We start from the raw sequence: 17,399 nt of genomic DNA on the forward strand, positions 1-17,399 counted from the left end.
AAAAATCTAAATATACATACAACAGAAGGGCCGAACGAAATTTAAAGATGTTTCAAATAATCAAATTATTCACTTAACTTCTGCGGCTTAATCTCTTCTTTTTCTACAGTCTTAGATTTTTTAAATTCAGTATAATCGTCTATAATACTTTTTGCTAATCTATCTATAGCAATAAAGACAGTCAAAATGATCCAAATCAAGTAATCATTAAAGGGGTTCTTTTTTTCAATATTTAACAATACTTTAAAGTCATTAAAACTTTTTCCAAAGGAAATTACAAAAAGCAATAAATAAGCTAGTATCCTTCTGAAATTTTGGGATGTTTTATCAAAAGTATTTAAGTATACCCACCCAGCAAGACCTATTGGAATAAATATTAAACTAAAATAATATGCTTGATACGGAATATGACTAATACGAGTTACTCCTATTAATAAAACGTATATCACTAGAACAAGTAACATTAATCCTAAACTAGTTTTCCCAAACAAAATAGAAAGCCTACTAATAAAGTAATTATCTTTATTGATTTTATGGATTATATTTTTTAATATACTGTCATATTTAAACTTGCCTATTTTTTCTTTTAATTGCAAAATAAAAGTGGATAAAAATATAACCATCACAAAGTAAATTGTCATCGCAATTAAAATTATGTCTTTATTACTACCTTTAATCCAAGTAAAAGCTATTCCACAAATAAAAACCAATATTATTAAAATAAATATAATCTCACAAAATATGAGGATTCTTTGATGGCCCTTTTTAATTTTAGTCAATAACCATGTAGAAATTTTCTTACTACTATATTCTAATAACGGATAAATCCCTTTATTTAATAGTAAAAAAGATAATCCTAAGCTAATTGCAATAATAAACAAATAAAGTAAAAAAAATAATATCTCCTTCATCACGTTACCCCTTTAAATTTTTGTTTCTACATCTATCAATTATTTGTAAAAAAATTTTTAAAGTTACTTATTACTACTTTTAATAGACTATCAGCATCAAAACTTACTTTTATATTTCCAACACGTTTGTTTTAGTCCAATTCGAATAATCCCCATTTTGTTTATAAAGATATTATCTGTTTTTGAATTTCAGATTATGAAACTATTGCAATAGTAACAATGCTGAGTGTAAAAGAACCTAGAGTAAAGCTTCTTACTAAGTCTGTAACAATTAACGATTTTTTATTTTCCCCTTCTTCCTATGTAATTAATCACAGAAAGATTTCTATCACATAAGTAGATGAGACTTTCTAAAACGTATACCTATTTTATTTTCGGTCTTTATAACTACAGTTTGAATAGTACTTTTGTATAGTATCAAAATATCCTATAGCTTTAAAATATACTTCATTTTCAACCGAAACTTAAAGCACTGAATTAGTTCTTTATCCTAACAATACTAAAATTCTGCTATGGTGAAGGTTCATTAGAAGGCTCTTTTTGTGCTTTATTTTTTGATTGTATAATTTCATTTCGTTTAACTTCTAATTCCTTTATAAAAAAGCATCCATTAAGGATGCTTAGAATTTATTAATAATTTTCATTAAACTTGAGAATAAAAAGATAAGTATAATTAACAGAATCGGATACATTGCAATTAGTACATTTAAAACTTTTTCTTTAGTTTTGTAGATCAAAATCGCTTTTTTAAACTTTTCTCGATTATCACCATTTGAAATATAAAAATCAACATTTGTGTGATTCTCTTTTCCAATAATTAACTTTTCATATTCCCTTTGAAATTCCTTTAAAGTTTCATCATTTAATTCTTTATTGCCTGATTTAAAACGATCAATTTTATTTATAAGAACATCTAATTGTTGATAGTTATTTTCAAAATCTCCTGCTCTTTCTTTGTAATTTCTCATACTTAAAAACATAGTAAAATACGTTAAGGATAAAGATAAAACAAGAAGAACCTTTGCTGCTACTAAACCTGTATGACCTGATTGGTTCAGAAACCATACAGAAAGAATTAACACAACTAAAGAATAAAAATGAGTTATTTTTTCAAAATAATTATGCTTCATTCTTAACCTTTTTGAAGCTTCTATTCTTGACTGCCTAGTTGCTTTTATTCTCCTTTTTAAATCTTTGAATTCTTTTTCAATTCTACTTTCAAAAATATTTTCAGTTTCTAACCAATTTATCTCCAATTCAATCACCTCACAATTCAATCAAAATATCAAATTCTCTCTAATTTAAAAACAACTTAGCCCAAATCCACATACCAAAAAATATTGCTGATATTGTACATAAATTTGTAATTACTTGAGGCATTTTTATTAATACACATATTCTACCTATTACAATTCCAAATAACATCATAATAACTATTCCAATCGCTAACTTAAATGCCAATTGATTCATTACTGATCTCATAGGTGACCAATCTATCTTATTCACTTCTCCCCCTCCATCTACCTATTTATCGGTAATTGGTAGGTCTTTTTATAGATAAAATAAAAAAAACACTCACAAAAGTGAATGTTTCTAGTGACCAATACCACCAAGAAATTATTTTTTTTCAAGAATATAAAATTGAGCATATTTTCCTACAAGAAACACTTTATTCTTAAACATAAGTAAATTATTAAGTTCCGAAAATTTTATTATAGGTGACACATCATATCGAGTTTTGTAATATTCATTTAATTTATTGTCACCATATCCTTTTTGGAAACCATATAATTTATTATTCATAGTAAAAGATAGATCAAAATCAATTCGTGGATAAGATTTCCACGTTTTAAAATCTGTTGTCATATAAGTTGAATAAGATGTAGAAAGAATATATGACCCTTGGTAATTGACTATAGAATTAATAGTAGGAGTTTTCTTAAGATAGAGATCAGTAAACGGAAGTTTGAAAGTCGTTATTTTATTATTTAATGAATCATATTTAACAATTAATCCATTTTCATCTACAGCAATAAATCCACTCGGAATCTTTAAGATGTCATTAAATGCATTAAAAATATCACCTTTCACATTACCCCTATATAAAGTTTTCCAATGTATTCCATCACTTGAACTAACAATAACAGTATGATAATTATTTTCCGTCCACCCTCTATCACTAGAGTAACTTCCAACAGCGACAAATTCTTTTCCAGTCCAGATGATGTCGTACAATCTTTCAAATTGATCTCGATCAGATTCGTCAAATGATGCATTCCAAGATATACCATCGTAACTATAATAACTTAAACTTTGATCGCTAACTGCAACATACATTTTCCCATTGAAAACAATTTTATTTACATTATTAAACTCAAAATCGTAGACTGGATTCCCTAGCTTATCCACCGAAGGATAACCATTCCATTTATACTTTTTTAAGTCCCAATTAATACAATCATTCGATTGCATTAAATAATTTGAACTAAATGCTAAACATTGTTTACCATTCCATATAATATCGTAAATCTCATCCCCTAATTTAGAGTTATTTGAAATTCCACTCACTTCATAAACATTAAAATTACCGTCCGACCTTATTAATTGTTTCTTTCTAACCTGTGCGTATGCAGAATTTGTAGTACATAGCATACTTAAAATAATAAAAAAAGAAATTACACAATAAATTAGTTTATTATTACTCATACAATTCTCCTTAAATATATTTGTAAAACTTACTCCAAATATCCTAATCGGTTAAAATCCTTTTTTTTTAATAGGTCTATTTACCTTCGCTATATAAAACAAACAAAAAACACCTCCGAAGAGATGTCTAATTTTAACCTTATTAATCTTCTTTTTTCATTTCAGCTTGGTATTCTTCGATCTTCACACCTAAAAAAGCATCCTAATGGATGCTTTCTATAACAATTCAAAAAATTTTTTCATTATATTAAATCATATTTTTTCAACAGTCCTTTAATTATAGATTCAATATTATTTTTTTCTTTATAGCTAATTCTAAATAATGGAATCCCTTTCTCATTATAATATTCATTTTTCATTCTATCGCTTATTGATACTTTTTCATAATCCCCGAATCCTGATTTTTCTTCGAAGTGTTGTTCTCCATCGTATTCCAATAAGAATAAAAGCCTATTATTTGAAAAAATTACAAAATCAAAACGTAACGGCTTTTGTAACTTTAAATCAGGGAACCAATATTCTCTTTGACAGGTAATATTATACTTATTTAAATAGAAAGATATTTCTTTTTCTCCCTTAGAACGTCCTTCATCTTTATCTATTTTCAGATATTTATACTCATAATCGTCAAAACTAGAAAGCCTCTCTTTTTTTGCTTTGGATAATTTTTCTTTTTCTTTTTCTTGTTCCTGTCTAATTAACCTGTCACGAAGCATCATTTCTCTAGTATACACTTAAAAATTCCACCTCTCTTTAATAGAAAGTGATTTAGGTGTCCATTAATATTAAAGCACTTTTATACATGTTCGTGTTGGTTTTGAAATACCATATTTAAGCCCAATTTGTTCCAAGTAATTCTATCAAACGATTAAATATATTGTTAATAATTACTGGTTCACTGTTAATATCGAATGAAAAACCCAAACTCATTTTTTTTGCATTAATAGGTGTAGGATATCTACCAGCCCAATATACATATTCACTAAGTTTTTCTAGTATTTCCTTTTCTTCTGAGTTAACCGAAATATTTAGTTTATCCACTAATTTATTCAGATTGTGATTTAGATCAGTTAACTTTTTGTTTTCATCATCTACGTATAATTCTGGATTACCCTTAATAGCTATTGCTTTTAAAAGATTTTCAATGGCAAAACCACTAAGTAGCATATATGATCGTGAAACAGATAATAAGTCATCCAATTCTAATTTCTCATCTTTAGATTCATCTATAGGTTTAGAAACACGTTGAAGATTTTTTTCAAATTCGATTTTAACTTCTTTGAATAATATATCTGCAGATTTTTTCAATTCCATTGCAGTAATTTCCCAAGTTATTGGATAACTTGCATTTCTAATAAATTGTTCTTCTAATATTTGTTTATTTCCTTTTAGTATCATTGTATCTTCTCCCTCCATCTACCTATTTATCGGTAATATGTAGGTCTTTTTATAGAGAAATAAAAAAGCACCCGCATGGATGCTTTAATTTATGGCCACAAACTTTTTTTTACACTCTCACTTACTACATCAACAAGAATATCTTTAAATCCAGTAGCAATAGATGGAACAAACTTTGAAGCCAAATTTTTAAACCTTGTAGTTGCTACTACCGTTCGTGGCCCATTACTTACTATATCATCGATACTTTGGCTTAGTATTTCCCGTTCTCTTGGTGTCAAATTCTCAACTTCTTCAGCTAATTCTTTTGCTGCAATAAGAGCAGCTTCTGTCCATGGATAGGCTTGTCCACAATTATGACAGTAGCCGGGAACAATATACTTTCTACCTAACACAGCAACTCCTGGAACATTATAAAAACCACGGATATCGGATTTACAACTAGTGCACTCTGTAATCGTTTTTGCACCACAATCGGAGCAATATTCGGCACTTCGACTATCCCTATTTTCATATCTTGCTGTAATATTATGCCCGTTTAAACAAATTTGAGCAGTACTATAATAAGAATTATTCATATTCTCACGTCCTTTCTAAATATGTATATTTCGACAAACACATAAAAAATCCTTTAAATAAAAAAACACTCACATAGGTGAATGTTTTCAATCAAGTATATACTTCTTTATACCTGCTACTAAACCACAAATGACAATAAAATCAACCAATTTAATTATACTTTCCATTTAATTAAAGTCCTCAAACACCTGGATCTTTTTGCAAATCTTTTGTACCAACTGAACCACCAGGGTCTTTCTGTAAAGCTTTCGCTCCAACCCATCCTCCTGGATCTTTCATAGTATCACCTTCCTATTCATCTACTTACTTCGACAAAAAGAGGTTTTATTCCTTCTAAACTAGACCCAATCGAAAATAAAACCAACTAGATCCATTTTACAAGAAACAAAATTTGGAGTGCTTTTACCTCCTTGCCTCGCCTTTAACCTACGACAACAAAGTGCTAAGTTACATAGTAACATCGGTTAATCGAGTACATAATTGATAAAGGAGTTTATGCTTCTCCTATCAACTAATAGCTAGCTGATAAGAAAAGTTTAAGGTTTAATGAATTTCAAAACTTCCCTTGTTTTATCCCTATTTTTATCCTATATTTTGTCGAAGTTTTATCGAATAAACTGAAAAAACTATTCTCAAATTGAGAATAGCCCTTTTTTTCTTACTAATTATTTAACTTTTTTTCCCATTTTTCAAATGTTTCTTTAGCAAATTTAGCATCCAAATAACTTAATTGATAAATTCCATCTTTACCGTCAAGCAGTTTAAAAACCCTATAAATTTCTAGTATCTCTTTTTCAATGAACATAGATCGACTGAATACCATTGTTTTAAATTCTTTAAATTCTATAATTGTAAAATTCATCTTTTTTCCAGTACTGTAATTATAGGTAAGACTATCTAGAAATTCATCAAACATTTCCTTTAAACTCCTACTTAAACCGTAAGTATCATTTTTTTCATAAAATAAATTTAAATTCATTTTAATCTCCGGATAAATTAAGGTTTCAATATGATATTTTATAACCTCTTTTGTTTTTTTCAGTTCTACTTCTTTAGTTTCTTTTTCTTTTTTATACTGAAAATTTGCGATTATATAAGCTACGATGCCCCCAATAATTCCACCTGAGTAATTGCCAAAAAAACCAACCCAAGTACTTGAATCACCTACTAAGTATCCAAAATCTGGTATTTTGATTAAGAAATTTATAATTACTGGTGCTAGAATAACTATTAAAATAATTAAATAACTTTTATTTCCTATTTTCATTTAAATCACGCCTTTCCCCATTCTATATCGACTATACGAAGAAAATATTAAATATGAACCTCCCATTTGCTTATGGAGTAATTCTTTATCACTATAAACTTTTTACTCTTGTAATTTTGCCATAAAAAAACACTCAAACAATGTTGAGTGCTGTGGCAATCAAAAATATAGCTTGTCTTTTATGCTCATAATATTGGTCCTTAGTTAACCCTAAATCCATATATAAGTTAATGTCTTTCACTCGATTAGGAGACAAGTATTTTTTCTCTATTATTTCACGTTCAATTTCGTCTAAAGCAAATTTAAGTGCGCGATCTATCTGCCTTACTTTTAATCGCTTTTCCTTTTCTTTATCGATTATTGAAGGAAATAGATTATTCATTTCTTCATTGGCCTGTTCATCTTTATTAGTGACTGCAACCCTTAAAGCCTTGTAACGTTTTAATTCTTTTACTACTGTTCGTCTTACTTTTTTCTCATCGACAACTTCTAGTAAAGATAATTGCTCCATTCTTTACCCCCTATTATTCAGGAGTTGTTTAGTCTTCTAGTCTTCCATCTCTAGTAATTTCTTTTCCACTTGTTTCAATTTATTTTCATATTCCTTTAAAATTTTTTCATTACTTTCAATCTTCTTTTTATCGTCAAAGATTTTAAATCTTTCATACATATCCTTGTTATCAATGATTTCTTTTTCAAGTCTTGCGATATTCTTCTTAAAAGCCTCTATTTTTTCTGTTACTAAACTTTTTGTAGTGAGTGTGTCTAGCATCATTTGAAACTTTAGTTCTTCTTCGTATTTCCATTTTTTCATTCTTGCAATGTATTCTTGGTCTTTTTTCCACCATGCATACATACGGATACTATCCGTTACCAAAAAGAGGACAAATGGGATATAAAACCCACCGAATAAGCAGAAGATTGAAATAATCCTAAGAATCCACAGTAAGCATGTCGGATCTGAACCTCTATTTTTATAACCCATAAAATTAAACATCTCGTTTCTTTTTAAGTTTATTGTTATATCGGCTATTTAACATTCTTGTTCATCTCTGTTATACATTAAAAGTCAATTATGTATTATTCACCTTTAGTTAGTCTTCCACGTAAGGAAGCATCTAGAAATCCAAGTGAAATATTTGGTAATACCAAAAATTATAATTCAACAAGAATTATTACCATAAGTCAAGGTCTGGCTAACGGTCTTCGTTTTTATCAAATATACCAAAACCAGAACAAAACCGCATTAAATGATTTCTATCATTTTCACTTAAACTTAGTTTTTTGTAGAAACGATGGAAACTACATGCCTAAGTCTAGTCTATTTAATGCATTTGAGAGAATACTTAAAAAAGCAGGATTACCTAATTTACCAATCCATTCTACTAGGCATACCCATGCTGTATTACAACTAGAAGCTGGAGCAAGTAAGAAGTATTTACAAGAGCGTCTTGGACATGGGAGTATGCAAATAACAGCAGATGTATATTCTCATATAAGTAAAAAGATAGAAAAAGATTCAATTAATAAATTTTAGGAGTATATGAAGAATGTACTTAAATAATTTTATTTAAAAAAAATCGGGCATTTTTCGGGCATTTAAATAAATCAGTCAAATAGAACTAAAACGCCCGATAAAAAAAAAAGCCCTGATACCATAAGTATCAAGGCTTCGTCTATTAATACATAGACATATATTGGTCACGTTCCCAAGGATGAACTTGTGTTCTAAACATATCCCACTCAATTTCTTTTGCTTCAATAAAGTGTTCAAATAAGTGATCACCTAATGCAGATGTAATAACTTCATCAGCTTTTAAGTTTTCTAATGCTGCAGCTAAAGTTGCTGGTAAGTCGATGATACCAACTTCTTCACGCTCTTCTTTTGTCATAACATAGATGTTACGATCAACTGGAGCTGGAGCTTCTAGTTTATTTTTGATTCCGTCAAGACCTGCAGCTAATAATACAGCCAATGCTAAGTATGGGTTAGCAGCTGGGTCAACTGAACGTACTTCTACACGTGTACTTAAACCGCGAGATGCAGGAATACGAATTAATGGGCTACGGTTACGTGCAGACCATGCAACATAACAAGGTGCTTCATAACCAGGCACTAAACGTTTATAAGAGTTTACAGTTGGATTCGTTACCGCTGTAAAGTTTGGTGCATGTTTTAAGATACCAGCGATAAAGTGGCGTGCATTATCACTTAATTGTAATTCACCTTCTGTATCATAGAATGCATTTTTACCATTCGTGAATAATGATAAGTTACAGTGCATTCCAGATCCGTTAACACCAAATAATGGTTTTGGCATGAATGTAGCGTGTAAGCCGTGTTTACGTGCGATTGTTTTTACTACTAATTTAAATGTTTGAATGTCATCACATGCTTTTAGAGCACCAGCATATTTGAAATCAATTTCGTGTTGTCCAGGAGCAACTTCATGGTGAGATGCTTCGATGTCAAATCCCATTTCTTCAAGCTCAAGAACGATATCACGTCGGCAGTTTTCTCCAAGGTCTGTAGGAGCTAAGTCAAAGTAACCACCATTGTCATTTAATTCAAGAGTTGGTTCACCTTTTGCATCTAATTTAAATAAGAAGAATTCAGGCTCTGGTCCTAAGTTAAAATCAGTAAACCCTAAAGCTTCCATTTCTTTTAAAATACGTTTTAAGTTGTTACGAGGATCTCCTTCAAATGGTGTTAAGTCTGCGTTATAAATGTCACAGATTAAGCGTGCCACTTTTCCTTTTTCAGCAGTCCAAGGGAATACAACCCATGTATCTAAATCAGGGAATAAGTACATATCTGACTCTTCAATACGAACAAAACCTTCAATTGAAGAACCATCAAACATCATTTTATTATCTAATGCTTTTTCAAGCTGACTTACTGGGATTTCAACGTTTTTAATAATTCCAAGTAAATCAGTAAATTGCAAACGGATATATTTTACATTCTCTTCTTTCGCAATTCTGAAAATATCTTCTTTTGAAAACTTTGACATTTTAACATTCCCCTTCCACATGTAAAGACATTCTTAGTGTTTTTATATTTTAAAATAGAAAAGTCAGATTGTGTTTTTACTTTCTATTTTATTCCTATCCAATTATTACTCTTATCATCATCAATTCACTTAATTGCGATACACTCATCTTAAATTTTTTACATAAATTAATGAAAAAAGCGAGACATATCACCTTGTCGTAACGATGTACGACCTAACTTGCCTGCATGTTGCAATTCTTGTCTGAGCATTTTGCGTAATTGATCATCAGAAATATTTTTCTCTAAAGCTTGTTGCCCGTTAACAGGCTCTTTTGTGGTTTCTGCCAATTTAAGTTTCATAACTTCTTTAATGCCAGCCATGTTTAAGCCTTGTTCAATCAATCTCTTGATTTCCAATAATACATCTACATCATTAAATGAAAATAATCGTCTATTCCCATCTGTTCTAGCAGGATTTATTAGGCTATTTTCTTCATAATATCGAATTTGTCTAGCTGATAATTCAGTTAATGAGATAACAATTCCTATAGGAAATAGTGGTGTAGAACGACGTACTTGATCATTCATCAAACCATTCCTTTCTTGTATCTATTGCTATTTTAGTTCATGTAAGGTAAAGTGTCAACACCGTGTTAGGTTTTCTAACATGAAATTTATTGATTTTTTATCTTATGCAAATCGTTACGAGAAATTACCTACAAATTAAAAAAACACTGTTAATCTATATTGTTGGTATTCACAAGAATCCTTTCCCTTTTGGTGGACAAACCGCTCCTCATCTCTCGTACTTCATTGCGGTTCTCGGCACCCCATTTTTCATTTCAAATGCATTTGATAATTTCCATTAAAATCGCTTCTTTCTATTTAAAAAGGAATTATTTAATTTTTCATGTAATAAATATTCATAAAGAAAGGAGTTGATGGTTTGGGTTTAAACTTATTATTTATTTCATTAACTATTTGCGGAATTGGGATGATTGTCTTGTATGTTCTACATCGCATGTCACTTGCAACACTTGCTTCAAAAGAAGGACTAGGTGGAGGATACATTGCGCTTGCTTGGATTCCATTTTTCCCGCTCTATCCGATTACCTATGCAAAAATCGCAGAAGAAAAAGTTTGGTTTAAAGAAAAAGCTATAATCATTTATACTGTTTCATTTATTGTTTCCGCTATTTTTGTATTCATTGATAGTTCATTTATCCATTTCATTGTAAATTGTATCGATGTATTTTCATCGATTCTTCTTCTAAATTTCACCTATTGTGTGTTAAAGCAATATACCGGTTCATACAAAAAGATTTTTTGGACTGTTTTTGGTCTTCGGATGGGGAGTATCATTGTTTGGGGTTGTATCTTTATTTATCTTGTTGTGCATTTTTTATCAGAACTAAAAGGAATACCACTTGATAACACATTTGATTTAGAAATAGCAAAAAGAACACTAAAAAAGGTATTTGAAATAATAGCGGTACCCGTTAGCCTAGGTATTTTGTATTCGTTTGTTACTGAATTAGTGTATGTCATTTGTTTCTTCCGAATCAGAAAAAATGAGCGCTGCAATTAAACTGGTGTTATAGGATATGTAGCTATCCTATATTTTTTGGAGTCCCAACCCACTAACTACTAATTAAATAGGAACATTTTTTACAAACTTAAACTAAAAAAGAGGCATCTCCTCAATAAAGTAAACTCTAACTTCATTTCTATAGTGCCAATGAAATGGAATCACACTATAATAACTAATTCGAAGTCAGAATATCTTTACTGAGAATGCCTCTTTACTAATTTCTTTTCGCTAATAAAATTGCACCAATTAAAAGTATCCCTTTAATAATATCTTGAGAGTAATAAGGGACATTTAACATTGTAAATCCGTTTAATAGTATTCCCATTAAACATGCACCTAAAAAAGTGCCAATTACATTCGGTTTTCCTTTTCCAAACAACGCTATCCCTATATATGCAGCTGTTATACTGTCCATTAGTAACGGGCTACCAGCAGAAACTTGCCCTGTACCAACGCGACTAGCAAGAACAATGCCAGCTAGTGCAGCAAAAAAACCACTGATCATATAAGCATAAATTCTGTATCGGTCCACAGGCAGCGCCGATAAATAAGCAGCCTGTTTGTTTCCTCCAATAAGAAAGAACGTTCTTCCATATGTTGTTTTTTCTAGAAAGATATGAGTACCTATTACACATACTCCCATAATAATAACTGCAACTGGAATATTCATAATGGACCCTTGCCCAATATATAAAAATGATGGAATAAAATGTCCAGTAACAACTTTATTATTTATACTCATTCCTTCATATATTGATGAACCTTTCGTAATGGTTAATTGTATTCCATTTACGACATACATCATCGCTAATGTAACAAGAAGGTCTGCTAATTTCCCTTTCGTAATAAACAGTCCATTAATACATCCAATTACGATACCGAAAATAATCGGTAACAATAATGTAATAAGTAATTCTTGTCTCAAAACGATTAGACAATATGCAGCAACAATTGTACTCAAACTCGCAATTGAACCAACTGATAAATCTAATCCATCTATTATTAAGCTAAACGTCACTCCTATTGCTAAAAGTGACACGATCGATATTGAACGAAGTATATCACTAAGATTACTATAGGATAAAAATGAACTAGAAGAAAATGAGAAAAATCCAATTACAATCACTAATATCCATAACGCTCCATAATCAACAACCACTTTTCTCCCTTGTGTCTGAACCCACTCTGTCACTTCGTCCCCTCCATTAAAACACCATGTTCAATCTGATAAATTCGATCACCAATTAATCGAGCTTCCTCTAAGTCATTTGTAAAATAAAATACGCATCCTCCATTACAACAAAACTCATTCAAAAAGCGAAAGATTGATTGTTTTGCGTATAAATCAACACCTTTTAATGGTTCATCTAATAGGAAGCATCTCGTTTCTTTCGAATTCCATTTTGCGATACTAACTTTTTGTTGATTTCCACCGCTTAACCATTTAACTTCTTTTCCGGAGTCTTTAGGTGTAATTTGAAATTGTTCGATCCATTCATTTGCAAGTTTTATTTCTTGAAGATTCTTTTTCAATCCACTATTAAATAGAGATAAGTGATCTTTAATGGAAAAATCTAAGAATAACCCTTCTTTTCTTCGCTCTTCTGGAACAAATGCTAAACCAGCTTTTTTAGCTTGAAGTGGAGAAGTAATTCTTTGAGTCTCTTTTTGAGTTTTTATTGAATATGGATTACCTATTCCCCATAACGTTCTAGCTAAAGAAGACTTTCCATTTCCATTTGCTCCATAGATCACTACAACTTCACCTTCATGAATTTTCAAATTAAAAGGTTTGGTTTTCTCGCGCAACTTTATTGTTTGAAATTCAAACGCAACCTCTTTTTGTGGCTTTGACGTTTTTTCAAATACGGAATCAATATTTACCATATTTTCATAAAGCTCATCCATCGAAATTTCTTTTGAATCTGCTTTAAAAGTTACACTTCCATTTCTCAATACAATGACCTCATCACTTACTTCTAAAAGTTCTTCTAAATGATGAAGAATTAAAATGATCGCCTTACCTTTCTCTTTCAGCCTACTTAGTAATGAGAAAAATGCTTTCTTTTCCTCATTTCCTAACGAAGAAGTTGGTTCATCAAATAATAGAAAGGATGCATCCTCAAGCAACGCTTTTACAATTAGGATCATTTGTTTTTCATAAATGGAACACTCTTTTACAAGTTTTTCATATTGAAGATTAATGCCCCACTCTTTAATCTGATTTACTACAGATTCAATACTTCTTTTCTTATTAAAAAATAGTTTGTTAGACTTTTTTTGCGATGCAACAACTAAATTTTCAATAACTGATAAGTATTGGACTAATCCTTCATCAACCTCTTGCGGAACATACCCAATTGTTTCTTTACCACTAAAAATCACACTTCCTTTTTCAGCTTTTAACTTTCCTGCAATAAGCTTCATTAATGTACTTTTACCCGCTCCATTTAACCCAACAAACCCATAAATTTTATTTCTTTCAAATTTCAGTTCAATCCCTTTCAACACTTCTTCTTGTTGGTATCGAAACGAAACATTTTGAAGCAAGATGGACATTACTTATTCTCCTTCTCAAGTTTTTCCATCCACGGGGAAGTTGCAGCTGTTGAAGGAATCCAATTTTTACTTATTTTAGAAAGATCACTAATTTTAATTGGTGATGATGGTAACTCATCTTTTTCAACTAATTTTGGCTCTAACGAATAAATATCTGGTGTTGTTTCACCTGCAATTTTTTGATAAAGAAAACGTGACTGTACTTCTCCTATTTCTGCAGGATCAATCGCGGCTGTTGCTACCCATGGTGAATTATTTTCTTGTATTAATTGTAAATCTTCATCACTTAAATCAATTCCATATACTTTTACATCTGTTCTTCCTGCTTGTTCAATTGCTTTCGTTGCACCTTTTGCAAATTCATCCCATGTTGCAAAAATTGCATTTAATGTTCCTTTTGGATATTTTTTTAGAAGTGCTTCAACTTGCGTTTGAGTATCTAACATTGTATTACTTGTCGCATTTCCAAATCTAGCAACTTCTTTAATCCCAGGGTATCGTTTGTAAAAGGCATCAATCATTACTTTCCGACGTTCCATCGGTGTAAAACCACCTACCCAAATGGTTGCAATATTTCCTTTTCCATTTAAATCTTCAGCTAATTTTTTCAGACTATCCCAAGCCAAAATATAATCATCTTGATCAATCAAAGTAACCCCTGGTAAATTCACATCATTGTCAAATGAAACAACAGGGATTCCAGCTGCAATCGCTTTTTTCACCCCAGCTTCTAATGCCTCTTTTCTTCCATGATCAATTAGTATTCCATCTACTTTTGAGTTGATAGCTGTATCTAGATTAGAAGCCATTTTTGATAAATCATTATCGGCATTATAAACTTGAACTTCTCCACCAAATTTTTCAACCTGTTTCTTTACACCTTCAATATATTGAGATGAAAACGTTCCGATTGAAAATTCCATCACTAAAGCTATTTTCAGTTTTTTCTTTACTGAATCTGGAATTTTTGAGTTAGCTGCTGAACTAGATACTGCTACAGAACTTTTAGATTGATGACTTGAAGATGTGGATTTTTTCGTTACATCTGCTTGTTCGTTTCCACAAGCAGTCATTAACACTGCACTTGCAGCAAGTAAAGTTAATAATTTCTTCAATTTTCATTCCCCCATTTAACAAATGTTTCTTTGAAGTTTTCCGATACAATCCCCTTCTCTGTAATAATTGCTGTAATTAAGTTTGAAGGTGTTACATCAAAAGCTGGGTTTAACACATTAATATCTGTTGGTGCAATTTGAATTTCTCCAATATGTGTAACTTCTCTTGAATCACGTTGTTCAATGACAATTTCATCTCCTGTTTCAATCGAAAGGTCAATTGTCGAAAGAGGTGCTGCAACATAGAACGGTACTTGATAATAGTTTGCTAGAATCGCTAACTGTAAAGTTCCAATTTTATTAGCAGTATCTCCATTTGCACTTATCCGGTCTGCCCCAACAATCACGGCATCAATTCCATGGTGTTGAAGTAAATAGCCGACCATATTATCTGTCAGTAATGTTACAGGCACTCCATTTTGCTGTAACTCCCAAGAGGTCAATCTAGCACCTTGGAAAACTGGTCTTGTTTCTGTAGCATAAGCAGAAATTGTCCACCCTTTTTCTTTCGCCAAATGAAGCGGCGCAAGTGCAGTTCCATATCGACTTGTTGCAATACTACCTGCATTACAGTGCGTTAATACTTTTTGACCATCCTTTAAAATGGACAAAGCATTCTCACCAATTGTTTTGCAGATTGATTCATCCTCCAAATGAATTTTTATCGCCTCTTCTAAAATGATTAACTTCGCTTCGTTAACCGTTCTCGCTAATTTACTGTTATTGATTATTCTCTCGATTGCCCATGCTAAATTAACAGCTGTTGGACGAGCCCTTATCAGTTCATCTGCTAATTGACGAGCTTTTTCATGAAAATCTTCTAAATTTGCACAATCAATTTCATTTACTCCTAAATACAAACCATATCCAGCTGCAATTCCTATTGCAGGAGCTCCTCGAACTTGTAATTTTTTTATTGCATCTCTTACATTAACCAACGTAGTTGCATAAAAATAGTTAATTTCAGTTGGCAGTAAAGTTTGATCTAAAATTCTTAGGCGTTCTTCTTCCCAAATTAATGATTGAGGAATTCGTTGTACGATTGTCATGTTTTACACCTCTAATTCTCGTGTTAAAGTTTCAATATTACGAATTTTGAATCTATTTTTGATGCAAGTTACTCCAAATTGAAGGATACGCTTTTTAACGACTAGCCTTCTCGCAAGTGGTAGTGATTCCACATCTTCTACATGTGCTAAACCAATACTTCTACGAATTAACTCGCACCCAATCACTCCGATTGCATCAATCCAATAATTATCTAGGGTTGTATGTAAAACGGCTTTTTTATTCAATGGGTACTCTGTATGCTCTTTCCAAAGATTAGTGAATGTTTCATTAAATACTTTTTCAATTTCAACTAAACTATCAAGAATCTCTTTTTTATTTTCTAATCTAGTAAACACTTGAAAGAGCAAGTTTGCTTGAATTTGACCTAAATCAAAACCTACCGGCCCAACAAACGCAAATTCTGGATCAATAACTTTTGTTTCTGAACTTGAAGTAAATATGCTACCTGTGTGAAGATCAGCATGAATTAATGCTTCTTTTTTTGTGAAAAAACCTAATTTTAGTTTTGCCACTTCTACTTGAAGCTCTTCGTCATCCCATATTTCTTGAACGACATTTTTTAATTCATCTTCAAAATTATTTGTCTCACTATTAAAAAATGGATCCGTAAATACTAAGCCTTCAGTAATATCACATAACTCAGGGTTGTTAAATAATTTTTCCAATTCTTTTTTCCTAGCTGGTGAAGCGCCAAAGTCAGACGTATAAAACAGTGTAGTAGCTAAAAATTCCCCAATGTGTTTTGGAAGCAAAGGATATGATTCCCCTAAAATTAACCCTTTTCTAAGAATGTCTAGATCCGATAAATCTTCAATAACCGTAATGGCTTGTTCTTCATCATGATGATAGAATTTCGGGACAAATTCAGGGATTAATTTGTTATATAGTTCGATCGCTTGGCTTTCGATCGTAGCTCTTTTAATTGTGAGTGGCCAACTTTCCCCAACAACTTTTGCATATGGTAATGCTTGCTTAACAATGTACCCTTTCTCTTTCCCTACTGCCTTGATTTGGAATACTAGATTCAAATTTCCATCTCCAATTTCAACGCATTCACATACTTCATTTTCCAAATATCCTAATTGTTGTAAAAAACTGATGGCAGTCTCCTCAGTTAATGATTTATATTTTTTCTCTTGAGTGATTGACATTACTATTTCCCCCTATTATCTAAATGTGAAGCTAATCTTCAAAACTAAAAAATACA

At 31.1% G+C, this 17,399-nt stretch carries 17 protein-coding genes and 2 pseudogenes; 2 read left to right on the forward strand and 17 right to left on the reverse strand.

Annotation, left to right across the window (positions count from 1 at the left end; genetic code table 11):
- Positions 1–65: 65 nt before the first annotated feature.
- The 10 genes from J5Y03_RS12245 to J5Y03_RS12290 all read right to left on the reverse strand — a co-directional run bounded on the left by J5Y03_RS12245 (position 66) and on the right by J5Y03_RS12290 (position 7,846).
- The gene (locus J5Y03_RS12245) at positions 66–911 is read right to left on the reverse strand and encodes a hypothetical protein (protein WP_209406024.1); all 846 of its coding nucleotides are present in this window, start codon (positions 909–911) and stop codon (positions 66–68) included.
- A gap of 620 nt (positions 912–1,531) precedes the next feature.
- Positions 1,532–2,167 (reverse strand): SLATT domain-containing protein, encoded by a 636-nt coding sequence (locus tag J5Y03_RS12250; protein ID WP_245208875.1) that lies wholly within the window; start codon positions 2,165–2,167, stop codon positions 1,532–1,534.
- Between the two features lie 40 nt (positions 2,168–2,207).
- On the reverse strand, positions 2,208–2,417 hold the full coding sequence (locus J5Y03_RS12255; protein WP_209406028.1) for a hypothetical protein: 210 nt from the start codon (positions 2,415–2,417) through the stop codon (positions 2,208–2,210).
- Positions 2,418–2,528: 111 nt separating this feature from the next.
- Positions 2,529–3,617: a hypothetical protein gene (locus J5Y03_RS12260; RefSeq protein WP_209406030.1), complete on the reverse strand. Its 1,089-nt coding sequence runs from the start codon at positions 3,615–3,617 to the stop codon at positions 2,529–2,531.
- Positions 3,618–3,859: 242 nt separating this feature from the next.
- A complete protein-coding gene (locus tag J5Y03_RS12265; RefSeq protein ID WP_209406032.1) occupies positions 3,860–4,351 on the reverse strand; it encodes a DUF2726 domain-containing protein in 492 nt (163 codons plus the stop codon).
- A 97-nt stretch (positions 4,352–4,448) separates the two neighbouring features.
- The gene (locus tag J5Y03_RS12270) at positions 4,449–5,015 is read right to left on the reverse strand and encodes a hypothetical protein (protein ID WP_209406034.1); all 567 of its coding nucleotides are present in this window, start codon (positions 5,013–5,015) and stop codon (positions 4,449–4,451) included.
- 89 nt (positions 5,016–5,104) lie between these two features.
- Positions 5,105–5,593 carry a DUF2321 domain-containing protein gene (locus tag J5Y03_RS12275; protein ID WP_209406036.1) on the reverse strand — a complete coding sequence of 163 codons (489 nt, stop codon included), beginning with the start codon at positions 5,591–5,593 and terminating at the stop codon, positions 5,105–5,107.
- 662 nt (positions 5,594–6,255) lie between these two features.
- A complete protein-coding gene (locus tag J5Y03_RS12280) occupies positions 6,256–6,861 on the reverse strand; it encodes a hypothetical protein (RefSeq protein ID WP_209406038.1) in 606 nt (201 codons plus the stop codon).
- Between the two features lie 133 nt (positions 6,862–6,994).
- Positions 6,995–7,372, reverse strand: a complete 378-nt coding sequence (locus tag J5Y03_RS12285) for an ArpU family phage packaging/lysis transcriptional regulator (protein ID WP_209406041.1) — start codon at positions 7,370–7,372, stop codon at positions 6,995–6,997.
- Between the two features lie 36 nt (positions 7,373–7,408).
- Positions 7,409–7,846, reverse strand: coding sequence for a hypothetical protein (locus J5Y03_RS12290; protein WP_209406043.1), 438 nt, complete (start codon positions 7,844–7,846; stop codon positions 7,409–7,411).
- Positions 7,847–7,969: 123 nt separating this feature from the next.
- Between J5Y03_RS12290 and J5Y03_RS12295 the strand changes: the two are divergent.
- Positions 7,970–8,398: pseudogene (locus J5Y03_RS12295) on the forward strand (tyrosine-type recombinase/integrase); the annotation flags it as partial.
- Positions 8,399–8,540: 142 nt separating this feature from the next.
- Here the strand turns inward: J5Y03_RS12295 and glnA are convergent.
- Both glnA and J5Y03_RS12305 read right to left on the reverse strand, forming a co-directional pair.
- On the reverse strand, positions 8,541–9,875 hold the full coding sequence (gene glnA / locus J5Y03_RS12300; RefSeq protein WP_209406048.1) for a type I glutamate--ammonia ligase: 1,335 nt from the start codon (positions 9,873–9,875) through the stop codon (positions 8,541–8,543).
- 167 nt (positions 9,876–10,042) lie between these two features.
- On the reverse strand, positions 10,043–10,444 hold the full coding sequence (locus J5Y03_RS12305; protein WP_209406050.1) for a MerR family transcriptional regulator: 402 nt from the start codon (positions 10,442–10,444) through the stop codon (positions 10,043–10,045).
- 358 nt (positions 10,445–10,802) lie between these two features.
- Between J5Y03_RS12305 and J5Y03_RS12310 the strand changes: the two genes are divergently transcribed.
- Entirely contained in the window at positions 10,803–11,444 is a 642-nt protein-coding gene (locus tag J5Y03_RS12310; RefSeq protein WP_209406052.1) for a hypothetical protein, read from the forward strand.
- 217 nt (positions 11,445–11,661) lie between these two features.
- Here the strand turns inward: J5Y03_RS12310 and J5Y03_RS12315 are convergent, their stop codons facing one another.
- The 5 genes and pseudogenes from J5Y03_RS12315 to mtnK all read right to left on the reverse strand — a co-directional run bounded on the left by J5Y03_RS12315 (position 11,662) and on the right by mtnK (position 17,343).
- Positions 11,662–12,639: an ABC transporter permease gene (locus tag J5Y03_RS12315; RefSeq protein WP_209406054.1), complete on the reverse strand. Its 978-nt coding sequence runs from the start codon at positions 12,637–12,639 to the stop codon at positions 11,662–11,664.
- Positions 12,636–14,006, reverse strand: coding sequence for an ATP-binding cassette domain-containing protein (locus tag J5Y03_RS12320; protein ID WP_209406056.1), 1,371 nt, complete (start codon positions 14,004–14,006; stop codon positions 12,636–12,638). The genes J5Y03_RS12315 and J5Y03_RS12320 overlap by 4 nt, the downstream gene beginning before the upstream one ends.
- A pseudogene (locus J5Y03_RS12325) lies at positions 14,006–14,971 on the reverse strand (sugar ABC transporter substrate-binding protein); the annotation flags it as partial. The gene J5Y03_RS12320 and the pseudogene J5Y03_RS12325, both read right to left, overlap by 1 nt.
- Positions 14,972–15,117: 146 nt before the next feature.
- On the reverse strand, positions 15,118–16,170 hold the full coding sequence (gene mtnA / locus J5Y03_RS12330; RefSeq protein WP_209406060.1) for an S-methyl-5-thioribose-1-phosphate isomerase: 1,053 nt from the start codon (positions 16,168–16,170) through the stop codon (positions 15,118–15,120).
- Positions 16,171–16,173: 3 nt separating this feature from the next.
- Complete coding sequence (gene mtnK, locus J5Y03_RS12335) at positions 16,174–17,343, reverse strand: S-methyl-5-thioribose kinase (RefSeq protein ID WP_209406062.1); 1,170 nt, start codon at positions 17,341–17,343, stop codon at positions 16,174–16,176.
- Positions 17,344–17,399: the final 56 nt, after the last annotated feature.

This window comes from Gottfriedia endophytica (assembly GCF_017814275.1).
Classification (GTDB): domain Bacteria; phylum Bacillota; class Bacilli; order Bacillales; family Bacillaceae_G; genus Gottfriedia; species Gottfriedia endophytica.